This window comes from Variovorax sp. OV084, assembly GCF_900111625.1.
Classification (GTDB): Bacteria; Pseudomonadota; Gammaproteobacteria; order Burkholderiales; family Burkholderiaceae_C; genus Variovorax.
Map to the genome: position 1 here is coordinate 84,710 of NZ_FOII01000012.1, position 19,766 is coordinate 104,475.

Annotated in this window: 15 protein-coding genes; 11 read left to right on the forward strand and 4 right to left on the reverse strand. The window is 69.2% G+C overall.

The annotated features are described in order from the left end of the window. Positions 1 to 3 precede the first annotated feature (3 nt). On the reverse strand, positions 4 to 846 hold the full coding sequence (locus tag BMW87_RS24655; protein ID WP_093079238.1) for a creatininase family protein: 843 nt from the start codon (positions 844 to 846) through the stop codon (positions 4 to 6). Between the two features lie 291 nt (positions 847 to 1,137). On the opposite strand from BMW87_RS24655, the gene pgaA reads away from it, so the two are divergent. The 5 genes from pgaA (at position 1,138) to BMW87_RS24680 (ending at position 8,513) form a co-directional block, all read left to right on the forward strand. After that, entirely contained in the window at positions 1,138 to 3,720 is a 2,583-nt protein-coding gene (gene pgaA, locus BMW87_RS24660) for a poly-beta-1,6 N-acetyl-D-glucosamine export porin PgaA (RefSeq protein ID WP_093079240.1), read from the forward strand. Further along, positions 3,720 to 5,795 carry a poly-beta-1,6-N-acetyl-D-glucosamine N-deacetylase PgaB gene (pgaB, locus tag BMW87_RS24665; RefSeq protein ID WP_093079243.1) on the forward strand — a complete coding sequence of 692 codons (2,076 nt, stop codon included), beginning with the start codon at positions 3,720 to 3,722 and terminating at the stop codon, positions 5,793 to 5,795. The genes pgaA and pgaB overlap by 1 nt, the downstream gene beginning before the upstream one ends. Beyond that, the gene (gene pgaC, locus BMW87_RS24670; RefSeq protein WP_093057234.1) at positions 5,792 to 7,069 is read left to right on the forward strand and encodes a poly-beta-1,6-N-acetyl-D-glucosamine synthase; all 1,278 of its coding nucleotides are present in this window, start codon (positions 5,792 to 5,794) and stop codon (positions 7,067 to 7,069) included. Before pgaB ends, pgaC begins: the two co-directional genes overlap by 4 nt. Further along, complete coding sequence (pgaD, locus tag BMW87_RS24675) at positions 7,059 to 7,631, forward strand: poly-beta-1,6-N-acetyl-D-glucosamine biosynthesis protein PgaD (RefSeq protein ID WP_093079245.1); 573 nt, start codon at positions 7,059 to 7,061, stop codon at positions 7,629 to 7,631. The genes pgaC and pgaD overlap by 11 nt, the downstream gene beginning before the upstream one ends. A gap of 84 nt (positions 7,632 to 7,715) precedes the next feature. Then, positions 7,716 to 8,513 carry an SDR family oxidoreductase gene (locus BMW87_RS24680; RefSeq protein WP_093057232.1) on the forward strand — a complete coding sequence of 266 codons (798 nt, stop codon included), beginning with the start codon at positions 7,716 to 7,718 and terminating at the stop codon, positions 8,511 to 8,513. Positions 8,514 to 8,778: 265 nt separating this feature from the next. Here the strand turns inward: BMW87_RS24680 and BMW87_RS24690 are convergent, their stop codons facing one another. After that, complete coding sequence (locus BMW87_RS24690) at positions 8,779 to 9,687, reverse strand: LysR family transcriptional regulator (protein WP_093079248.1); 909 nt, start codon at positions 9,685 to 9,687, stop codon at positions 8,779 to 8,781. An 85-nt stretch (positions 9,688 to 9,772) separates the two neighbouring features. Between BMW87_RS24690 and BMW87_RS24695 the strand changes: the two genes are divergently transcribed. Together BMW87_RS24695 and BMW87_RS24700 are read left to right on the forward strand one after the other, a co-directional pair. Beyond that, positions 9,773 to 10,795 carry a zinc-binding alcohol dehydrogenase family protein gene (locus tag BMW87_RS24695; RefSeq protein WP_093079250.1) on the forward strand — a complete coding sequence of 341 codons (1,023 nt, stop codon included), beginning with the start codon at positions 9,773 to 9,775 and terminating at the stop codon, positions 10,793 to 10,795. A gap of 18 nt (positions 10,796 to 10,813) precedes the next feature. After that, a complete protein-coding gene (locus BMW87_RS24700; protein WP_093079252.1) occupies positions 10,814 to 11,377 on the forward strand; it encodes a GNAT family N-acetyltransferase in 564 nt (187 codons plus the stop codon). 7 nt (positions 11,378 to 11,384) lie between these two features. On the opposite strand, the gene BMW87_RS24705 is transcribed toward BMW87_RS24700, so the two are convergent. Further along, complete coding sequence (locus BMW87_RS24705; RefSeq protein ID WP_093079255.1) at positions 11,385 to 12,758, reverse strand: PQQ-dependent sugar dehydrogenase; 1,374 nt, start codon at positions 12,756 to 12,758, stop codon at positions 11,385 to 11,387. 130 nt (positions 12,759 to 12,888) lie between these two features. On the opposite strand from BMW87_RS24705, the gene BMW87_RS24710 reads away from it, so the two are divergent. The 4 genes from BMW87_RS24710 (at position 12,889) to BMW87_RS24725 (ending at position 18,202) form a co-directional block, all read left to right on the forward strand. Next, positions 12,889 to 13,662 (forward strand): alanyl-tRNA editing protein, encoded by a 774-nt coding sequence (locus BMW87_RS24710; RefSeq protein WP_093057227.1) that lies wholly within the window; start codon positions 12,889 to 12,891, stop codon positions 13,660 to 13,662. A 43-nt stretch (positions 13,663 to 13,705) separates the two neighbouring features. Next, positions 13,706 to 15,943 carry a protein-disulfide reductase DsbD family protein gene (locus tag BMW87_RS24715; RefSeq protein ID WP_177192840.1) on the forward strand — a complete coding sequence of 746 codons (2,238 nt, stop codon included), beginning with the start codon at positions 13,706 to 13,708 and terminating at the stop codon, positions 15,941 to 15,943. A gap of 94 nt (positions 15,944 to 16,037) precedes the next feature. Further along, positions 16,038 to 16,730, forward strand: a complete 693-nt coding sequence (locus tag BMW87_RS24720) for a thioredoxin family protein (protein WP_176928854.1) — start codon at positions 16,038 to 16,040, stop codon at positions 16,728 to 16,730. Positions 16,731 to 16,864: 134 nt separating this feature from the next. After that, positions 16,865 to 18,202 carry an MFS transporter gene (locus tag BMW87_RS24725; protein ID WP_093079257.1) on the forward strand — a complete coding sequence of 446 codons (1,338 nt, stop codon included), beginning with the start codon at positions 16,865 to 16,867 and terminating at the stop codon, positions 18,200 to 18,202. Between the two features lie 7 nt (positions 18,203 to 18,209). On the opposite strand, the gene BMW87_RS24730 is transcribed toward BMW87_RS24725, so the two are convergent. After that, positions 18,210 to 19,616 carry a TPM domain-containing protein gene (locus BMW87_RS24730; RefSeq protein ID WP_177192841.1) on the reverse strand — a complete coding sequence of 469 codons (1,407 nt, stop codon included), beginning with the start codon at positions 19,614 to 19,616 and terminating at the stop codon, positions 18,210 to 18,212. Positions 19,617 to 19,766 lie beyond the last annotated feature (150 nt).

Genomic DNA, 19,766 nt, shown 5'->3' on the forward strand with positions numbered 1-19,766 from the left:
GGTTCAGGGCAGCGGGCCGGTATTTGCCGTGCTAAGCGGCAGCCGCGACACCTCTGCCAGCAGCAGCGCCAGTTGCCTCGCCGCCGCATCGATCACCGCCTGGCCATGCTCCGCCGTGGCGGCAGCCGCGTTGCCGGCGGCACCGTGGGCGTTGTAGTCCTCCATGGCCCAGCCGAGCTTGGCACTCTTGCCGTTGCCCAGGATGGCGTAGTCGGCCGCGCGTTGCTCGGAGGTCGAGCGGAAATCCTGCGCCTCGCCCATGCGCACGAGTTGCGGCGTCAGCGCCAGCATCATCGAAGTCTCGATCTCGCCCGCGTGCACGCCGAAGCGGTGCTCCTGCACGCTGAACTGCGTGCCCGCGTCGCCCAGCGGCAGGTTGAACCAGCTCACGCTGTAGACGATGAGCCCGTGCGCCGCGCGCAGCTCGCGCGCCACGATGTCCATCGCGCCCACATGACCGCCGTGCGCATTGAACAGCACCAGCTTCTTCACGCCCGCGCGTGCCACGCCCGCGCCGATCTCGTTCCACAGGCGGATCAAAGTCTCGGCCGACAGCGTGAGCGTGCCCGCGAAGCGCGCGTGCTCGGGGCTCAGGCCGATCTGCTGGGTCGGCAGGAAGAGCACCGGTAGCTCGGCCGGCAGCAGGGGCAACGACGCGGCGACGATGCCGTCTGCCAGCACCGTATCCACGCCCAGCGGCAGGTGTGGGCCGTGCTGCTCGGTCGCGCCCAGCGGCAGCACCGCGACGGTGGTTGCCGCATCGAGCGACGCGAAGTCGCGCGTGGTGAGGCGGGACCAGAAGCGGGGAAGTAGCGAAGGCGAAGGGGCCTGGGTAGCAGCGTTCATCGCGCGATCTTAGGCCGGTCGCGAGCCGGCATCGATGGCTTCCGGACCACAAAAGTAAACGACGGGGACGCCAAAAACGCGAATCTGTTCACACATACAACCAGTTCGTGACACTTTGGTTTGCCATTGTTAATGATCCTCTCTAGAGTGATTCCCAAGTGAGTTTTCAAGGTTGCCGGCCTGTCACATACGCCGGCGACCCGTTTTTCGCTGCGGCTTCGGTCGCCGGAAACCGCCGTCCGAATTCAAGGGAGCAGAGTGTTCATCCAGAAAAAAGCTGGAGGCACGGTCATGGCCGGGCGCAAAGCTGCGCTCGCCTGCTCGTTGTCTCATCGCCTTGCACATACATCACAAGGATTTCCACCTCTAGCAGCCTGCGCACTGGCCCTCGTCACGCCCGCAGTGCTCGCGCAGCCGTCTGCCGCTATCGCCGCCACGACCTACGACGTCCGGCAGCACGATGCGCTGATCGTCGCGCGGCGCGAAGGCCGCGTTACCGCGACCCAAGCGCTCCAGCAATTGAAGGCCTGGCTTGCGGCGCCCATCGGCGACGACGCCCGCCAGCGCGTGGCTTCCGATGCCATCGCGATCGCCGCGGGCGACGGCCAGTTCGCCGAAGCCGTGGCGCTGGGCCGCCAGTTCGCACCGTCGAAGCTGAGCGACTACGCCCTGGGCCCGCTCGCGCTGGCCGCGCGGCGCACCCATGAGCTCGCCCTGCAGGGCGAGGCCGTGGCCGTCTGGCGCGCCCGGCAACCCGGAGCGCGCGAGCCGCGCCTGCACGAAGCCTGGTGGCGCATCGACAGCGGCGACGTCGCGGGCGCGCAGGCGCTGTACCGCGCGCTGTCGCAGCCGGCGCCCACGCAGATCGAAGACCGCGTCGCGCTGCTGGAGCTGCGTGCCGCCCTGGCGCGCGCGGCGAAAGACCCGCTGCAGGCACTCGCTGCCTACACCGAGGCCGGCGCGCTGCGGCCCGAACGCCGCGACATCCGCCGCGAGGCCGACTTCCTGCTCGCCAGCGCCGGCGCCGCATCGAGCGCCTTCGAAGACGCAGAGGCGGCGGAGCGTGCCGCGCCGGGCAGCTTCTCGCCGCTGGCGCTCTCGACCCTGCAGCAGGAGGCGCTGGCGCAGCGGCTGCGCTGGGCGATCCAGGCGCGCGACCAGCGACTTGGCGCGGAGCGCCTCGTCGCGCTCGACCGCGTGCTCGCCGACCAGGAGGCCGCGATGGCACGGGCCGATGCCGCGGCCCTGAAGGCGGACTCCAGCGACGCCGATGCATGGCGCACCGTGCGCGTGCGCCTGCTGTCCGACCGCCTGCTGGCGCTGGTCGAAAGCGGCCGCCCGGCCGACGCCATCGCGCTCTACGACACGGCGCGCGCCACTGGCATGGAGCTGCCCTTCTACGGCCTCGGGGCCGCGGCACGCGCCCTCGCGCAGGAGCGCCGCTCGGCCGAGGCCGTGCCGGTCTACGAGGCGGCCGTGGCACGCGGCGGCGCCGAGCTGCAGACGCCCGACCCGCTCTACTTCGGATTGCTCTACGCCTACCAGGACACAGGCCGCTTCGAGGACGCCGAGGCGCTGCTGCAGCGGCTGGAGCACGGCACGCCCGCCCTGCTGCGCCTCACGCCCGAAGCCGGCCGCCCCAACGGCGAGTACACCGACGTGAGCGGCCTGCGCGGCCTGACGCAGCTCTACACAGACCGGCCGACGCTGGCGCAGCAAAGCTTCTCGGTGCTGACGCGCGAAGCGCCGCTCAACCCGGGCTATGCCTACGGCGCGGCCCTCACCGAGCGCCTGCGTGAACACCCCGAAGCCGCGCTCGCGCGCTTCGAGGCGCTGGCGGCCGACTCGCCCTACGACATCGGCGCGCGCACCGGCCACGTCGAGGCCCTGCTCGATGCCGGCGAATTCGCCGAAGCCCGCCGGCGCGCCGAATCGCTCGCGGCCGACCTGCCGGACGCGGTGCAGGTGCGCGACATGGAGCGCAAGCGCCGCGCCCAGGTCGGCCCGCGGCTCGACGTGGACGCCGAAGCCTCCTCCGGCGGCGCGGCCATCGCCAGCCGCGAGTGGCGCATCGACAGCCGGCTCAGCTCCGGCCTCATCGACGACCAGTGGCGCGTGTTCTACGACCAGTCGCTGGGCCGCGGCGTCACCAACATCGGCAACGCCAACTGGGCGCGCGGCGGCCTCGGCCTGGGCTGGCAGCGCGGCCGCTGGCTGGCCGAAGGCGCGCTGCAGCACGCCAACAGCGGCCCCTACCGCAACAGCGTGGCCGGCCGGCTCGACTACCGCGCGGGCGACGCGTGGCGGCTGTCGGCCACCTATGACGGCGACAGCAAGGAGCTGCCGTGGAAGGCGCGCGTGGCCGGCATCGGCGCGCGCGAAGCCGGCGCGAGCGTGGGCTATGTGGTGAACGAGTCGCGCCGCTTCGACCTGAAGTGGCAGCAGCTGGACTTCAGCGACGGCAACCTGCGCAACGGCTTCGACATTGGCTGGAGCGAGCGCTGGGTCAGCACTCCGGGCTTCCAGCTCGAGACGAAGCTTGGCGCCGACGCCAGCCGCGGCCGCGCCATCGACACCGCGCCCTACTTCAACCCCTCGAGCGACAGCAGCGTGCAACTCAGCGTGCGCGCGCAATGGCTCAACTGGAAGCGCGACGACCGCCAGTTCTTCCAGGCCGTGGAGCTCGGCGGTGGCAGCTACCGGCAGGCCGGCTTCGGCAGCGGCCCGATGTGGACCCTGCGCTACGAGCACCGCTGGAACCTCGGCCCCAGACTCGCGCTGCGCTACGGCCTGAGCATTTCCAGCCATCCCTACGACGGCGTGCGCGAACGACAGCGCGGCGTCTTCCTGAACCTCTCGACGCCCCTGCCGTGATGCGAAGAACGACGAAGAACCCTTTCACCTTCCTGCGCGCAGCCCTGCCATGGCTGCTGCTGGCGCTCTGCCTGCCGGCCCTCGCACAGCCGCTGCCGAGCGCCGACCCCGACGACGGCCTGAGCTTTCGCGTGATCTCCTTCCACGACGTGCGCACCAACGTGCGTGCGAGCTTCGAGACCTCGCCCGACGAGACTGCCGTGGACGAGCGCACCTTCGCCGAAGTGTTCGCCTGGCTGCAATACAGCGGCTACCACCCAGTGAGCCTGCAGCAGATCGTCGACGCGCGCGCCGGCGGCAAGCCGCTGCCGCCCAGGCCCGTGCTGCTGACCTTCGACGACGGCTACCGCAGCGCCTACACCAAGGTGTTTCCGCTGCTCAAGCGCTACAACTACCCCGCGCTGATGGCGCTGGTGACCAGCTGGCTCGAAGTGCCCCAAGGCCAGCAGGTGCACTGGGGCGACAAGCCCGCGCCGCGCGAAGACTTCCTGCTGTGGAGCGAAGCCGCCGAGATGGCGCGCTCGGGCCTCGTCGAGTTCGCGAGTCATACCGACGCAATGCACACCGGCATCCTCGCCAACCCGCAGGGCAACATGCTGCCGGCCGCGGCCACGCACCGCTACGACCCGAAGACCGGCCGCTACGAGGACGACGCCGCCTACGCGCGGCGCATCGAGACCGACCTGCGCCGCAGCCGCGAGCTCATCGAGAAACGCACTGGCGCGAAGGTGCGCGCCATGGTGTGGCCCTACGGCGCCTACAACGACGCGGCGCTGAAAGCCTCTGCGCGCGCGGGCATGCCCATCACCTTCACGCTGGACGACGGCTCGAACACGCCCGCCGTGCCGCTCTCGCGCATCCGCCGTGCGCTCGCTGCCTACGACAACGAGGCGCCCGAATACGCGCAGTTGCTGCGCAGCCCAGTGGGCGGCGAGGTGCGGCCCATCAACCGCGTGATGCACGTCGACCTCGACTACGTGTACGACCCCGACCCGGCCCAGCAGGAGCGCAACCTCTCGGCGCTGATCGACCGCGTGGCCGCCGTGCGCCCGCGCTCGGTGTTCCTGCAGGCGTACGCCGACCCCGACGGCGACGGCGTGGCCGACGCGCTGTACTTTCCCAACCGCCACCTGCCGGTGCGCGCCGACCTGTTCGGCCGCGCTGCGTGGCAACTGCGCAGCCGCACCGGCGTGAAGGTCTACGCGTGGATGCCGGTAACGGCCTTCCGGCTGCCGGCCTCGAACCCGCTCGCCACGCACACGGTGGCGGCGCAAGGCGGCGCGATGCCGGCCGACCGCTACCACCGGCTCACACCCTTCGACCCCGCGGTGCGCGCGCTGGTCGGCGACATCTACGAAGACCTTGGCAGCCACGCCTTCTTCGAAGGCCTGCTGTTCCACGACGACGCGACCCTGTCCGACGACGAGGACGCGAGCCCCGCCGCGCTGGCCACCTATGCGCAATGGGGCCTGCCGGCCGACGTGGCCGCGATCCGCGCGAACCCCGAGCTGATGGCGCGCTGGACCACCGCCAAGACGCGCTACCTGATCGCCTTCACGCAGGAACTCGCCGCGCGCGTGGGAGCCTGGCGGCCCGCGCTGGAAACTGCGCGCAATCTCTACGCGCGCCCGGTGCTGGAGCCCCAGGCCGAGCAGTGGTTCGCGCAGAACTACGAAGCCTCGCTCGCCGCCTACGACTACGTCGCGTTGATGGCAATGCCACGCATGGAGCGCGAGACCGATGCGGACGCGTGGCTGGGCCGGCTCGCGCGTCGCGTGGCTGACACGCCGCGTGGCCTCGACGGCACGGTGTTCGAGCTGCAGGCGCGCGACTGGCGCACCGGCAAGCCCGTGCCCGACGCGGAGCTCGCGCGCCAGTGGACGCTGCTGCAGCGCGCCGGCGTGCGCCACCTGGGCTACTACCCCGACGACTTCCTCGATAACCAGCCATCGCTGGAGACCGTGCGCCGCGCGATCTCGGTGCGCACGCTGCTGCCGCGCGCATTGCGCACGCCTTCCGCCGCGGAAACTCCCGCACAGCCCGCGCAAGCCGCGCCAGGAGAACGGTCGCCATGACCACCACACAGTTCCTCGCGCAGACGCTGCCCACGCTGCTGTTCGGCTTCGTCTTCTACTACCCGTTCTTCATGGCCTATGTGTGGATGGCGGGCGGCCTCTCGCATGCGTGGGTGTTCGAGCGCAAGCGCGACGTCGACGTGAACCCGCTCACCCTGCTGCCCTCGCACCCGCTGGTCACGGTGGTGGTGCCATGCTTCAACGAAGCGCCGCACCTGCGCGAGGTGATCGAGCAGCTGATGCGCACGCGCTACCCGCACTACGAGGTCATTGCCGTGAACGACGGCAGCACCGACGGCACCGGCGAGCTGCTCGACGAGATGACGAAGGAGTACGGCCGCCTGCGCGTGATCCACAACGCAAGCAACCAGGGCAAGGCCGTCGGGCTCAACACCGCCTGCCAGCTCGCGCGCGGCGAATACATCCTGGGCATCGACGGCGACGCGCTGATCGACGAGGACGCCATTGCGTGGATGCTGCAGCCGATGCTGGCGTCGGAGCGCATCGGCGCGGTCACGGGCAACCCGCGCATCCGCACCCGCACCACGCTGCTGGGGCGCATGCAGGTGGGCGAGTTCTCTTCGATCATCGGGCTCATCAAGCGATCGCAGCAGCTGGTGGGCACGCTGTTCACTGTGTCGGGCGTGATTGCCATGTTCCGCCGCCGCGCCGTGCTGGAAGTGGGTTTCTGGAGCCCCGACGTGCTCACCGAGGACATCGACATGAGCTGGAAGCTCCAGCTCGGCGGCTGGCAGCTGCGCTTCGAGCCGCGCGCGCTGTGCTGGATCTTGATGCCCGAGACCTTGCGCGGTCTCTGGAAGCAGCGCCTGCGCTGGGCCGTCGGCGGCATCCAGACCATGCTGCGCTACACCTCGAAGATCCTGCGGCCGCGCCACTGGCGCATGTGGCTCATCTACTTCGAGTACATGACGAGCGTGGTCTGGGCCTATGCGATGGCCGGGGTGCTGCTCGTCAGCCTGGTGCGGCCGTTCCTGCCGGCCGACTCGTCCTGGCACTCGGCATTGCTGCCGCACTGGCAGGGCACGCTGCTGGCCATGACCTGCATCCTGCAGATGCTGCTGAGCCTGTGGATCGACCGCCGCTACGACCGCGACCTGATGCGCTATTTCGCCGGAACGATCTGGTATCCGATCGCTTTCTGGACCATCACGATGGCGAGCACCGTCGTCGCCCTTCCCAACGCTCTGATACGCCGCCGCGGCAAGCGCGCGGTGTGGACGAGCCCTGACCGAGGAGTTTCCGATGCACCTTGAGACCCATGCCCACAGCCGACCGCACGACGACAAACCGCCGCCGAGCCGCCAGCGCTCCTGGGGGCAGCCCGCGGTGGACGAACCGATCATCGACGCCGCGCGCATCTCGCTGCGCGCGTTCGGCAGCGGCCGCTCGCGGCAGCGCACGCTGGCCATGTACCTGTGGCTGCGCGTGCTGCGCCCGGCCATCACCATCGCGATCTGGTTCTGCGCGGTCTGGTATGCGTGGCCCTATGTGCTGGGCGCGCGCTCGCAACCCGAGGTGCTGCACCTGCTGGGCCTGTATGCGGTAGTGATCGGCGTGATCCTGGTGTCGATGCTGATGATGGCGCCGTGGCGCCGCCGCCAGCACCGGCGCGAGGCCCCGCCGGAGCAGGAGCAGTCGTCGCTGTTCGCGCTGGCTTCGTACATCGAGGTGCCGCCCGCGCGGCTGTCGGCCTGGCAGCGCACGCGGCAGCTGCTGGTGCACCACGACAACAACGGCCACCTGCGCGACGCCACCGACACCGCGCCGGGCGCGCTGGAGCCCGAACCGCTGCAGCGCGCGGCCGCGCGGCGCTGAGGGGCACAGCCGCGTCCGTGCAGGGGTTTCGCGGCGATGCTTCAATCGCCGATTCACACCACTCATCACGGCAAGGACTCTTTCATGGACCTCCAGCTCCAGGACCAGCACGTACTCATCACCGGCGGCAGCAAGGGCATCGGCCTGGCCTGCGCACTGGGCTTTTTGCGCGAAGGCGCGCGCGTGAGCCTCGTGTCACGCGACATCGCCAACCTGGAGCAGGGCCGCAAGACGCTGATCGAGACCTTCGCGCAGGCCGAAGGCCGGGTCTCCGTGCATGCGGCCGACCTCAAGGACCCGGCCAGCGCAGTGGCCGCGCTCGATGCGGCAGAGAAAGCCTTCGGTGCGGTCGACGTGCTAGTCAACTCGGCCGGCGCCGCGCGCCGCACCCCGCCAGACGATCTGACCGCCGCGTCGTGGCACGACGCGATGGACGCGAAGTACTTCACCTACATCCACATGATCGACCCGGTCGTGAAGCGCATGGGCCAACGCGGCCGCGGCGCCATCGTCAACGTGATCGGCCAGGGCGGCAAAGTCGCGAGCCCCGTGCACATGGCCGGCGGCGCGGCCAATGCGGCGCTGATGCTGGTGAGCGCCGGCATGGCCGCTGCCTACGCCGCCAAGGGCGTGCGCGTGAACGCGGTGAACCCCGGACTCACGCTGACCGAGCGGCTGCAGGAAGGCATGAAGGCCGACGCGAAACTGCAAGGCATCGGCACCGACGAAGCACTGCAGCGCGCCAAGGCCCGCTTGCCGCTGGGCCGTATCGCAACGCCCGAAGAGATCGCCAACACGGTCGTATTCCTGGCATCGCCAAAGGCGAGCTACGTGACCGGCGCCATCGTGGCAATGGACGGCGCCGTCACCCCCATGATCTGAGGCCGAGCGAAGCAAAGGCCCGCCCGTCTCCCCCTCCCCTCTGGCTGCGCCGAGGAGCGCAGCGTTTCGCGGATCAGGGCTCGCCCTTGTCTGAGCGAAGCGAGTTTGGGCGAGACCCCGCGAAACGCGAGCACCGCAGGTTGCCCCTTCGCTACGCGAAGGGGTCGCAGACAGTGGGGTCGCCTTTCTTTTGCCTACTTTTCTTTGGCGAAGCAAAGAAAAGTAGGTCGCCCGCCGGGGCGAGTCCCGGCCTCGGGAAAAAACCTCACCCCAGCGCCAACAACCCCTCAAACTTCAACCCAAGAAAATCAACAAACGCCCTTACCCGCGCCGGCACAAAGCGCCCACTCGGCAGCAACGCGTGCAGCGGATAAGGCTCGGTCTCCCAATCAGGCAGCAGCCGTACCAGACGGCCTTCGCGAATGTCGTTCCGCACATCTAGCGCCGACTTGAGCGTCACGCCATACCCCGCCACAGCCCATTCACGCGCCAGCGAGGCATCGTCCACGCTGCGGTTGCCATTCACCCGCACCTCGGTCCACTGCCCGTTCTGCGCAAACCGCCACACGCGATGCCGCCGCCCCGAGCGATTGAAGGTCAGGCAGTTGTGGTGCACAAGGTCTTGCGGCACCTTCGGCGCGGAATTGCGGCGCAGGTAATCGGGCGAGGCGGTGAGCACCGGGTTGGTCAGGGCGAAGGGCCGCGCCACCAGCCGCGAATCGGCCAGCGCGCCGTAGCGCAGCGCCACGTCGACCTCGTCTCGCATCACGTCCAGCGGGCGGTCGCCCACCGAAAGCGACAACTGCACGCCGGGGTGCAGCGCCAGGAATTCGTCGAACCACGGCAGCAGCGTGCTGCGCGTGAGATCGGACGGCGAGGCCACGCGCAGCGTGCCGACCAGCTCGCCGCGGTCGGCCGTGACCAGCGATTCGCCCTCGTCCAGCAGCTCGAACGCACGCACCGCGTAGTCGAGCAGCGTCTGGCCCTGCGGCGTGAGGCGCATGGCGCGGGTGGAGCGCTCGAACAGGCGCGCGCCGAGCTGGGCCTCCAGCCTCTTGAGCGTGGCGCTGGCGGCCGCGGGCGTGATGCCCAGCGCATGCGCCGCCGCCGTGAGCGTGCCGCCGCGCGCCGTGTGCACCAGCACCTGCAGGTCGGAGAGATTTTCAATCTTCATTTGAAAGTGTTGCTGGTTTGAGCCACCTTATCAAACCGGTCTTGCGATCCTACATTCGAGGCATCGTTACTGAAAGGTTCCCGTCATGAAAGCCGTCGGCTATTACCAGCCCCTCCCCATCGACAACCCCGAATCGCTGCAGGACATCGAGCTGCCCGCCCCCGTGGCGGGCCCCCGCGACCTGCTGGTGCGCGTGAAGGCGGTGTCGGTCAACCCGGTGGACACCAAGGTCCGCAAGAACGCCGCGCCCGAGGCCGGCCAGGCCAAGGTGCTGGGCTGGGACGCCGTCGGCACGGTCGAGGCCATCGGCAGCGGCGTGAAGAACTTCAAGGTGGGCGACCGCGTGTACTACGCGGGCTCGATCATCCGGCCGGGCGCGAATGCCGAGCTGCACGCGGTGGACGAGCGCATCGCCGCCATCGCGCCGAAGAGCCTGGACGACGCACAGGCCGCCGCGCTGCCGCTGACCACCATCACCGCGTACGAGCTGCTGTTCGACCGCCTGCAGGTGCCCAAAACCGGTAGTGCTGGCGGCGGCGAAGGCCAGACGCTTCTGATTACTGGTGGCGCGGGCGGCGTGGGCTCCATCCTCATCCAGCTGGCGCGCCAGCTCACCAAGCTGCGCATCGTCGCCACCGCCTCGCGTGCCGAAACGCGCGCGTGGTGCCTGGAGTTGGGCGCACACGTGGTCATCGACCATTCGAAGCCGCTCGCGGCCGAGCTCAAGGCGGCCGGCATCGGCGAAGTCGACATGGTCGCCAGCCTCACGCAGACCGAGCAGCACTACGCGCAGATCATCGAAAGCCTCAAGCCCCAGGGCCAGCTGGCGGTGATCGACGACATGAAGGTGCTCGACGCGATGCCGCTGAAGACCAAGTGCATCTCGCTGCACTGGGAAATGATGTTCGCGCGCTCGCGCTTCGAGACGCCGGACATCGCCGAGCAGGGCGCGCTGCTGGCGGAAGTGGCGGCGCTGGTCGACGCGGGCCGGATCCGCACGACGGCGAACGCGAGCTTCGGCACCATCAACGCCGCGAACCTTCAGCGTGCACATGCGCTGGTCGAAAGCGGCAAGGCGCAGGGCAAGGTGGTGCTGGCGGGGTTCTGAGTCAGCACAATCGGTCGCATGACCGATAACGCTGCCCGTCCTCGCCTCATCATCGAATTCGAAACCGAACGCCTGCGGATGCGCCAATGGCGCGAGAGCGATCTCGCGCCATTTTTTGCGCTTGCCTGCGACCCGCAGGTGATGGAATTCCTGCTGCCGCTGGCGACGCGGGCCGACAGCGATGCGATGGTCGAGCGCATCAGGACGCGTATTGCCGGGAACGGCTGGGGCTTCTGGGCCGTGGAGCACAAGGCGTCCGGCGAGTTCATGGGCTTTACCGGGCTGAACTCGCCGCTGGCCGACCTGCCGTTTTCGCCATGCGTCGAGATCGGCTGGCGCTTCGCTCGCAAGTGGTGGGGCCAGGGGTTTGCGAGCGAGGCGGCGCGCGGTGCGCTGCAGGTCGGCTTCGAAAAGCTCGGGCTCGCCGAGATCGTGGCATTCACCGCCTGGAACAACACTCGCTCGGCAGCGGTGATGGAACGCATCGGCATGAAGGAAGACGTGGCCGGCGCATTCGATCACCCGCTGGTGCCCGAGGGGCATCCGCTGCGCCGGCACCGCCTCTACCGGATCCAGCGCTGAAGAAGCGTTACCTCGCCTTCGACACACGCCACACGGCGTTGCCCACGTCGTCCGCCACGATCAGCGCGCCGCCCTTGTCCAGCGCCACGCCCACCGGCCGGCCCTGCGCCTTCTCGTCGGCCGTCAGGAAGCCGGTCAGAACGTCGACCGGCGGTCCGCTGGGCTTGCCGCCGATGAAGGGCACGAACACCACCTTGTAGCCCGACTTGGGCTTGCGGTTCCACGAGCCGTGCTCGCCGATGAAGACGCCGCTGGCGAACTGCTCGGGCATGCCGCCGGCGCGCGAGAACGCCAGGCCCAGCGGCGCGACGTGCGAGCCCAGCGCGTAGTCGGGTGCGATGGCCTTGGCCGCCATCTCGGGGTTCTGCGGCGTCACGCGCGCATCGACGATGCCGCCGTAGTAGCTCCAGGGCCAGCCGTAGAAGGCGCCGTCTTTCACCGAGGTGAGGTAGTCGGGCACGAGGTCGCTGCCGATTTCGTCTCGCTCGTTCACCACGGTCCACAGCGCCTTGGTGTCCGGGTCCCAGCCCATGCCGTTGGGGTTGCGCAGGCCGCTGGCGAACAGGCGCTTCTCGCCGGTCTTGGTGTCGACTTCCCAGATGGCGGCGCGGCCCTCTTCGGCCGCGAGTCCGTTCTCGCCGATGTTGCTGTTGGAGCCGACCGTCACGTAGAGCTTGCTGCCGTCGGCATTGGCGATCACGTTCTTGGTCCAGTGGTGGTTGATGCCGGCGGGCAGCGGCGTCACCAGCGTGGGGTTGGCGCTGATAGAGGTCTGGCCCTCTGTGTAGGGCACCTTCACCAGCGCATCGGCATTGGCGATGAAGAGTTCGTTGCCGACCAGCGCCATGCCGTAGGGCGACATCAGGTTGGTCATGAACACCTGCCTGACCTCGGCCAGGCCGTCGCCGTTGGCGTCGCGCAGCAGGGTGATGCGGTTGGCGCTGGGCACGCCGGCGCCAGCGCGGCCCATGACCTTGCCCATGACCCAGTTGCGGATCTTGGCCATGAGGCCATCGCCGCCATCGGTGGCGCCGCCGCCGGGCTTGGGCGGCTTGTTGCTCTCGGCCACGAGGATGTCGCCGTTGGGCAGGGTGTAGACCCAGCGCGGGTGGTCGAGGCCGCGTGCCAGCGCCGTCACCTGCAGGCCTTCGGCCGGAGTGGGCGAGGCGGTGTCGGTCCACCCCACGGCGGGGGCCACGTTGACGGTGGGAATCAGGGTCTTGTTCGGCTCGGCCAGCTGTGGGCGGGGGCCGGTGGTCAGCTCGGGCGCCAGCTTGGCGGCCTCGCCGCAGCCGGCGACCAGCAGTGCGGCGGCCAGGGCCAGGGCGGTCGTCTGCCAGGGAAACACTGTGCGGGTGGGTGCTTGCTGCGGTTCATTCATGCATGGTCCTTGCGCGGCCGGGGGCCGCATGCACCGGATCATCCACAGCCGGGCGGCCCGGGGGTTGTCGGTCGTGGGCGCTTTCTGGCGTGGGCGCACCTCATTTGCGCATCGCCGCTACCATCGCCGGATGACCGACGACCTGTTCCGTGCCGACGCCTACCTGCGCACCTGCGAAGCCCGCGTGCTGCGCATCGACGACACCGGCATCGTGCTGGACCGCACCGTGTTCTATCCGCTGGGCGGCGGGCAGGCTGGAGACAGCGGCGTGCTGGCCCTGGCCGACGGGCGTGAACTGGTCATTGCCGACACCCGCAAGGCCAAGGATGCGGAGGGCCTGCCGACCAATGAATTCGTCCACGTGCCGGCCCCCGAGCAAGCCGAGCTGCTGGCCGCGCTGAAGCCCGGCGACACCGTCACCGCCCGCCTCGACTGGGAGCGCCGCCACCGGCTCATGCGCTTCCACACCGCCACCCATCTCCTGTGCCATCTGGTGCCGCAGCCGGTGAACGGCTGCTCCATCACCCCCGAGTACGCACGGCTCGACTTTCACATGACCGACCCGCTGGACAAGGAAGCGCTGACCGCCGGCCTCGCCAGGCTGGTCGAAGCCGCCCACCCGCTGACCGTGGGCGCCATCACCGACGAAGAACTCGACGCCAACCCCGCGCTGGTCAAGAGCATGAGCGTGCAGCCGCCTCGCGGTACGGGCACGGTGCGCACCATCCGCATCGGCGGAACGGGCGAAGGCGACGCGCAGATCGACTTCCAGCCCTGCGGCGGCACGCATGTTGCAAACACTTCGGAAATCGGGGCGGTAGTGGTCACCAAGATCGAGAAGAAGAGCGCCAACAGCCGGCGCGTGGTGCTGGGCTGGGCCTCATCAGCCGATTTGGCCGCCTGAAACACCCGGAACTTCGCCCCCACTGAATGCTCCGACTGACGGCATGATCTTTTCGCGCATCCATTTCGCTACGCTTCTGATAGCAACAGCCGCAGCCAGCATGCCGGCTGCGGCGCAATCGACCTCCAGCCTGCCATCCAAGCCGGGCGCGGTTGTAACCACTCCCCACGTACGCGCCGAACTGATCGCACACGCCCCCGACGGCGTGACGCCCGGCGCCCCGGTGTGGGTCGGCCTGCAGATCACGCACCAGCCCGAGTGGCACACCTACTGGAAGAACGCCGGCGATTCGGGCCTGCCCACCGAGATGACGTGGACCCTGCCGACCGGCGTGTCCACCGGCGAAATCGCCTGGCCGGTGCCGAAGAAGATCCCGGTCGGCAGCCTCGCCAACTACGGCTACGAGAACACCGTGCTGCTGCCGGTGCCGCTGGAGGTGTCGACGCTCTACAAGCCGCCGGTGGCGCTGGGCGGCACGCCGGCGATGGACATCCAGCTCAAGGCCTCCTGGCTGGTCTGCCGCAAGGAATGCATTCCCGAAGAGGGCACGTTCACGCTGGCCCTGCCGCTGCAAGGCTCGACCGCGCTGCACAAGGCCGATTTCGACACCGCCGCGGCGGCCCAGCCCCAGCCGCTGGCCAAGCCCGGCACCGTCGAAGTCGACGGCCACAACCTGAAGGTGCGGCTCGAAGGCCTGCCGGCCGCCGTTCAGGGCAAAACACTGGGCTTCTTCCCCGAGACTCCCGAGGTGATCCGCACCGCGGCCGTCTCCGGCAAGGACTGGACCCAATCCTGGCAGGGCGGCACCTGGACCGCGACGATGCCGTTGGCCGACCAGCGCAGCGCCAGCCCCACGACGATGCCGGTGGTGGTGGCGCTGGCCGAGGCCGACCGGCAAGCTGGCCAGCCGGTGGCCTGGCGCGCCGAAGCGCCGGTCACGGGCGCCTGGCCTGCGGGCGCGGCGCCGCGCGCCGAGGTGTCGCCAGCGCTGCAGGCCGCGCTCACCGCCAACGCTGCCAACAACGGCGCAGCAGCAACGCCGGCCGGCGAGTTGCCCGCCCCCTCCTCGACCACCTTCATGGCCGCCCTGCTTGGCGCGCTGCTCGGTGGCCTGCTGCTCAACCTCATGCCCTGCGTGTTCCCGATCCTCGCGATCAAGGTACTGGGCTTCGCGCGGCAGGCGGGCAACGCCAGCGCGCACCGCAAGGCCGGGCTGGCCTACACGGGCGGCGTGATGCTGTCCTTCCTCGCGCTGGGCGGCGGCATGCTCGCGCTGCGCGCGGCCGGCGCTGGGCTGGGCTGGGGCTTCCAGCTGCAGTCGCCGGGCGTGGTCGCGGCGCTGGCGGCGCTGTTCACGCTGATCGGGCTCAACCTTGTGGGCGTGTTCGAGTTCGGCCGGGCCGCACCCTCGTCGGTGTGCAGCGCGCAGGCCAAGCACCCGCTGGCCAACGACTTCCTCTCCGGCGTGCTTGCCGTGGTCATCGCCTCACCGTGCTCCGCGCCGTTCATGGGCGCGTCGATGGGTTTCGCCATCGGCCTGCCGGCCGCCCAGGCGCTGCTGCTGTTCGTTGCGCTGGGCTTCGGGCTGGCGCTGCCGTATCTGCTGGCCGGCTTCGTGCCCGCCGTCGCGCACCTGCTGCCCAAGCCCGGCCCGTGGATGCACACGCTGCGCCGCCTGCTCGCATTCCCGATGTTCGCCACCGTGGCGTGGCTGGTGTGGGTGCTGGGCCAGCAAAGCGGCATCGATGGCGCCGGCACGCTGCTCGCGCTGCTGGTCTGCCTGGCCGCCATCGTCTGGGCGTTCACGCTGCGCGGACGCACGCGGGTCGTGATCGCGACGATGCTGATCGGCTTCACCGCCGTGCTCACCGCCACCATCGGCCGCAATGTGTTGCAAGTGGTGGAGCCGGCCAGACTGGCATCTGCCCAGGGCACCGCCAGCCAGCGCTGGCAGCCATGGTCCGCCGAGCGCGTGGCCGAGCTGTCTGGCGCCGGCCAGCCGGTGTTCATCGACTTCACCGCCGCCTGGTGCGTGACCTGCCAGTACAACAAGAAGAGCACCCTGGCCGACACGCAGGTGCTGGCCGACTTCGACGCCAAGAAGGTCGCCATGCTGCGCGCCGACTGGACCCGGCGCGATCCCGCCATCACCGCGGCGCTCACCGCGCTGGGCCGCAGCGGCGTGCCGGTGTACGTGCTGCAGGCGCCGGGCAAGCCGCCGGTCGTGCTGACCGAAATCCTCGGCAAAGACGAGGTCCGCGCCGCGCTCGCCGCGCTTTGACCACCGCCGTGACATGGGTTGTCACATGCACTTGAAGAAACCGTTCTAAGCTGCACTCGTTGTTTGGAATTTTGTTTTGGAGTTCAAGCTGGCCATGTCTCTTTCGCCATCCACAGACTCGCGTTCCCGTCGTGCCGCGCGTCATGCCCGCGCCGCCCTGAGCCGTGCCTCCCGCCGTGCCGTAGTCGCCGCCGCCGTGGCGCTCGGCGCCACCTTCCTGATGGGCAGCAATGCCGCCGCCGCACCCGCCGTGGGCCAGCAGGCGCCCGATTTCGTTGCCGTAGACACCAGCGGCGCCAAGCACAAGCTTTCGGACTTCGCCGGCAAGTTCGTGGTGCTCGAATGGACCAACCCCGGCTGCCCCTTCGTGCGCAAGCACTACGGCAGCGGCAACATGCCCGCCACGCAAAAGGCCGCGACCGACAAGGGCGTGGTGTGGCTGGCCATCAATTCCACCGAGCGCGCCGCCACCGACTACCTGAAGCCCGACGCGCTCGACGCGTGGATGAGGTCGCAAAAGGCCGCACCCACCGCCGTGCTGATGGACGAAGACGGCCTGATCGGCCAGGTCTACGGCGCGCGTACCACGCCGCACATCTTCATCATCGACCCCAAGGGCACGCTGGTGTACGCGGGCGGCATCGACAGCATCGCCTCGGCGCGGGCGGACGACATCAAGACCGCGACCAACTACGTGAACCAGGCGCTGGGCGAGGCCTTCGGCGGCAAGCCGATCTCGGCCGCCAGCACGCGGCCCTACGGCTGTTCGATCAAGTACAAAACCTGAAGTCCGTCCGCGCGACGCAACGTAACGCAATGCGCGCGTGACAGCTACCTGACCTGCGCAGTCAGGTAGCGGTCGGGGAGTCCGGCCTACCCTTGTGCGAGCACATCGCCAATACAGCCCAAGGGGACAAAAAGATGAATCCTGCGCCCAACGCTGCGCAATCGGGCACGGCCGCCCACGCCTCCACTGCCTCGTCCTCCAAGGTCGCCACCGTCCTGCGCGTGACGGGCGGCAACTTCATGGAGATGTTCGACTTCTTCCTGTTCGGCTTCTATGCCACGCAGATCTCGAAGGCGTTCTTCCCCGCGGGCAACGAATTCGCCTCGCTGATGCTGACCTTCATGACCTTCGGCGCGGGCTTCCTGATGCGGCCGCTGGGCGCGATCTTTCTCGGCGCGTACGTCGACCGCGTCGGCCGCCGCAAGGGCCTGATCGTCACGCTCGCGCTGATGGCCGTCGGCACGCTGCTGATCGCCTGCGTGCCGGCCTACGCCACCATCGGCCTGGCGGCGCCGCTGCTGGTGCTGATCGGCCGGCTGCTGCAGGGCTTCTCGGCCGGCGTGGAGCTGGGCGGCGTGTCGGTGTACCTGTCGGAAATGGCGACGCCGGGCCACAAGGGCTTCTACGTGAGCTGGCAGTCGGCCAGCCAGCAGGTGGCCATCGTCGTCGCGGCGGCGCTCGGCTACTGGCTCAATGTGACCTTCACGTCGCAGGAGATCGGCGACTTCTACTGGCGCATTCCCTTCTTCGTGGGCTGCCTGATCGTGCCGGTGCTGTTCATCATCCGCCGCTCGCTGCAGGAAACCGAGGAGTTCATGGCGCGCAAGCACCGCCCCGACGCGCGAGAGATCTTCCAGTCGATGGTCGCCAACTGGGGTCTGGTGGTCGCCGGGATGATGCTGGTGTCGATGACCACGGTGTCGTTCTACCTGATCACCGTCTACACGCCCACCTTCGGCAAGGCCGTGCTGCACCTGAGCACCACCGACGCGCTGATCGTCACGCTGTGCGTGGCCATCTCCAACTTCATCTGGCTGCCGATCATGGGCTCGCTGTCGGACCGCGTGGGCCGCAAGCCGCTGCTGATTCTGTTCACGGTGCTGACCATCCTCACGGCGTATCCGTCGCTCAAGTGGCTGGTGGGCGCGCCGAGCTTCGCGCGCATGCTCGAAGTCGAGCTGTGGCTGTCGTTCCTCTACGCGAGCTACAACGGCGCGATGGTCGTGGCACTGACCGAGGTGATGCCGGTGAACGTGCGCACCGCCGGCTTCTCGCTGGCCTACAGCCTGGCCACCGCGATCTTCGGCGGCTTCACGCCGGCCATCGCCACGGGGCTGATCGAGATGACCGGCGACAAGGGCGCGCCGGGCCTGTGGATGACGGGCGCCGCCATCTGCGGCCTGATCGCCACGCTGGTGCTGTACCGCCGCAACGTGAACCCGGCCGACGCTGGGCGCGTGCCGGTGGTCTGATCGACCGCTACCAGCTGCCCGAGGCCCCGCCTCCGCTGCTGGAGCCGCCACCGCCGGACGAGGAGCTGTCCGACGAACTGCTACTGCTGCTCGAAGGACTGCTCGACGAGCCGCTGCTCCAGCCGCTGTCCGAGCTGTCGCCATCGCCACTGCCCGTGGCGAAGGTCGGGAAGACGAACATGAACAGCAGCGCGAGAACGGTCGCGATCGCGGTGGGAATCCATGTCTCGTCGGGCAACGGGCCGGGCACGGTGATCACGACCACCGTGCCGACCACCCCCAGCACGACGATCCACCGGATCACGAAGCCGAGCGCGCTGCCGTCCCGCCAGGTGTTGCGGATGCCGAAGACGATGACCGTGATCAGGAGGCCCACGCCGCCGATGCCCAGCACCCACAGGAAGCCCGGCCAGAACACGTCGCCGCCGACCATGAAGGCAATGCAGACCAGCGCGGCGATCACCGCGGCGATGCTGCCGAGCACATAGGCCACTTCCTTCACGCGCCCGCAGAGGTAGCCAAGGCCGTACAGAAAGAGCGCCGGAATCGCCAGGAACCCAGCCATGAACGGGTTCAGCAGCATGGCGGCCCCGCCCACCGGACCCGCGCCGACCAGGCCGAGCACGAGCCGCCAGTCGCGCGGCTTTCGCGGCGCCTCGGGCTCGATCGCCTGCAGCGACTCGGCCCAGGGCTCGGGACGCTGGATGCGGCGCCCGCGCTTGCCCGAACGCTTGCCGCGCGAAGGAGGCCGCGCGGCGCGGCGCCGCATGCCGACGAGAGGCCCCGCGCCGAGGCCATGCCACGCCCCCACGCCGATGCTCCACAGCATGACGCCGAGGAAGGCCTTTCCTTCTGGCGTGAGGCCTCCGCCGCCTGCAGTCGGTTCGCGCGCAGCCTCCTCATCCACCGGCAGCGGCGTGGACGCGGTGTCCGACGCGAGCGTGTCGGGCCATGCCTGCGCCGCCGGCACGCCGATCAGCTCCGACAGCGCCCGCACTGCGGCCTGCACGCCGCCCGCGTAGTCGCCGCCACGAAAGCGCGGTGCCATCTGCTTGTCGATGATCGCAGCCGCCTGGATGTCGGTGACCATGCCTTCGAGGCCCTTGCCGACCTCGATGCGCATCTTCCGGTCTTTCAGCGCAACGAGCACCAGCACGCCGTCGTCCTCGTCCTTGCGGCCCAGCTTCCAGCGCGCGAACACGCGCGCGGCGTACTGCTCGATCGCCTCCTGCCCCGTCGTCGGCACGATCAGCACCGCAAGCTGCGCCTGCGTGCTGCTCTCAAGCTCGGCGATTTCCTGGCGCAGCCCGTCGGCATCGCCCGCGCTCAACGTGTTCGTGAGATCGACCACGCGCGTCTTCATCTGCGGCACGGGCACCAGGCTGGTCTTGGTTTGCGCGAAAGCCGGGCTCATGCCCATCGCGATGCACAGCGAGAAGAGAACGAAGCAGAGCCACGCCCGGATCCCCGACTGCCTTCTGCCGACGTCCACTGATGCTGATTCGATGAACGCGGCGGAAGCGGAGTCTGTAGAAAGCATGAGGCAGGATAACGCCCTGCCCCA

Excerpts from the sequence above, each read along its gene's own strand:
- BMW87_RS24655 (WP_093079238.1), bottom strand. The coding sequence starts at position 846 with ATGAACGCTGCTACCCAGGCCCCTTCGCCTTCGCTACTTCCCCGCTTC.
- pgaA (WP_093079240.1), top strand. The coding sequence starts at position 1,138 with ATGGCCGGGCGCAAAGCTGCGCTCGCCTGCTCGTTGTCTCATCGCCTT.
- pgaB (WP_093079243.1), top strand. The coding sequence starts at position 3,720 with ATGCGAAGAACGACGAAGAACCCTTTCACCTTCCTGCGCGCAGCCCTG.
- pgaC (WP_093057234.1), top strand. The coding sequence starts at position 5,792 with ATGACCACCACACAGTTCCTCGCGCAGACGCTGCCCACGCTGCTGTTC.
- pgaD (WP_093079245.1), top strand. The coding sequence starts at position 7,059 with ATGCACCTTGAGACCCATGCCCACAGCCGACCGCACGACGACAAACCG.
- BMW87_RS24680 (WP_093057232.1), top strand. The coding sequence starts at position 7,716 with ATGGACCTCCAGCTCCAGGACCAGCACGTACTCATCACCGGCGGCAGC.
- BMW87_RS24690 (WP_093079248.1), bottom strand. The coding sequence starts at position 9,687 with ATGAAGATTGAAAATCTCTCCGACCTGCAGGTGCTGGTGCACACGGCG.
- BMW87_RS24695 (WP_093079250.1), top strand. The coding sequence starts at position 9,773 with ATGAAAGCCGTCGGCTATTACCAGCCCCTCCCCATCGACAACCCCGAA.
- BMW87_RS24700 (WP_093079252.1), top strand. The coding sequence starts at position 10,814 with ATGACCGATAACGCTGCCCGTCCTCGCCTCATCATCGAATTCGAAACC.
- BMW87_RS24705 (WP_093079255.1), bottom strand. The coding sequence starts at position 12,758 with ATGAATGAACCGCAGCAAGCACCCACCCGCACAGTGTTTCCCTGGCAG.
- BMW87_RS24710 (WP_093057227.1), top strand. The coding sequence starts at position 12,889 with ATGACCGACGACCTGTTCCGTGCCGACGCCTACCTGCGCACCTGCGAA.
- BMW87_RS24715 (WP_177192840.1), top strand. The coding sequence starts at position 13,706 with ATGATCTTTTCGCGCATCCATTTCGCTACGCTTCTGATAGCAACAGCC.
- BMW87_RS24720 (WP_176928854.1), top strand. The coding sequence starts at position 16,038 with ATGTCTCTTTCGCCATCCACAGACTCGCGTTCCCGTCGTGCCGCGCGT.
- BMW87_RS24725 (WP_093079257.1), top strand. The coding sequence starts at position 16,865 with ATGAATCCTGCGCCCAACGCTGCGCAATCGGGCACGGCCGCCCACGCC.
- BMW87_RS24730 (WP_177192841.1), bottom strand. The coding sequence starts at position 19,616 with ATGAGCCCGGCTTTCGCGCAAACCAAGACCAGCCTGGTGCCCGTGCCG.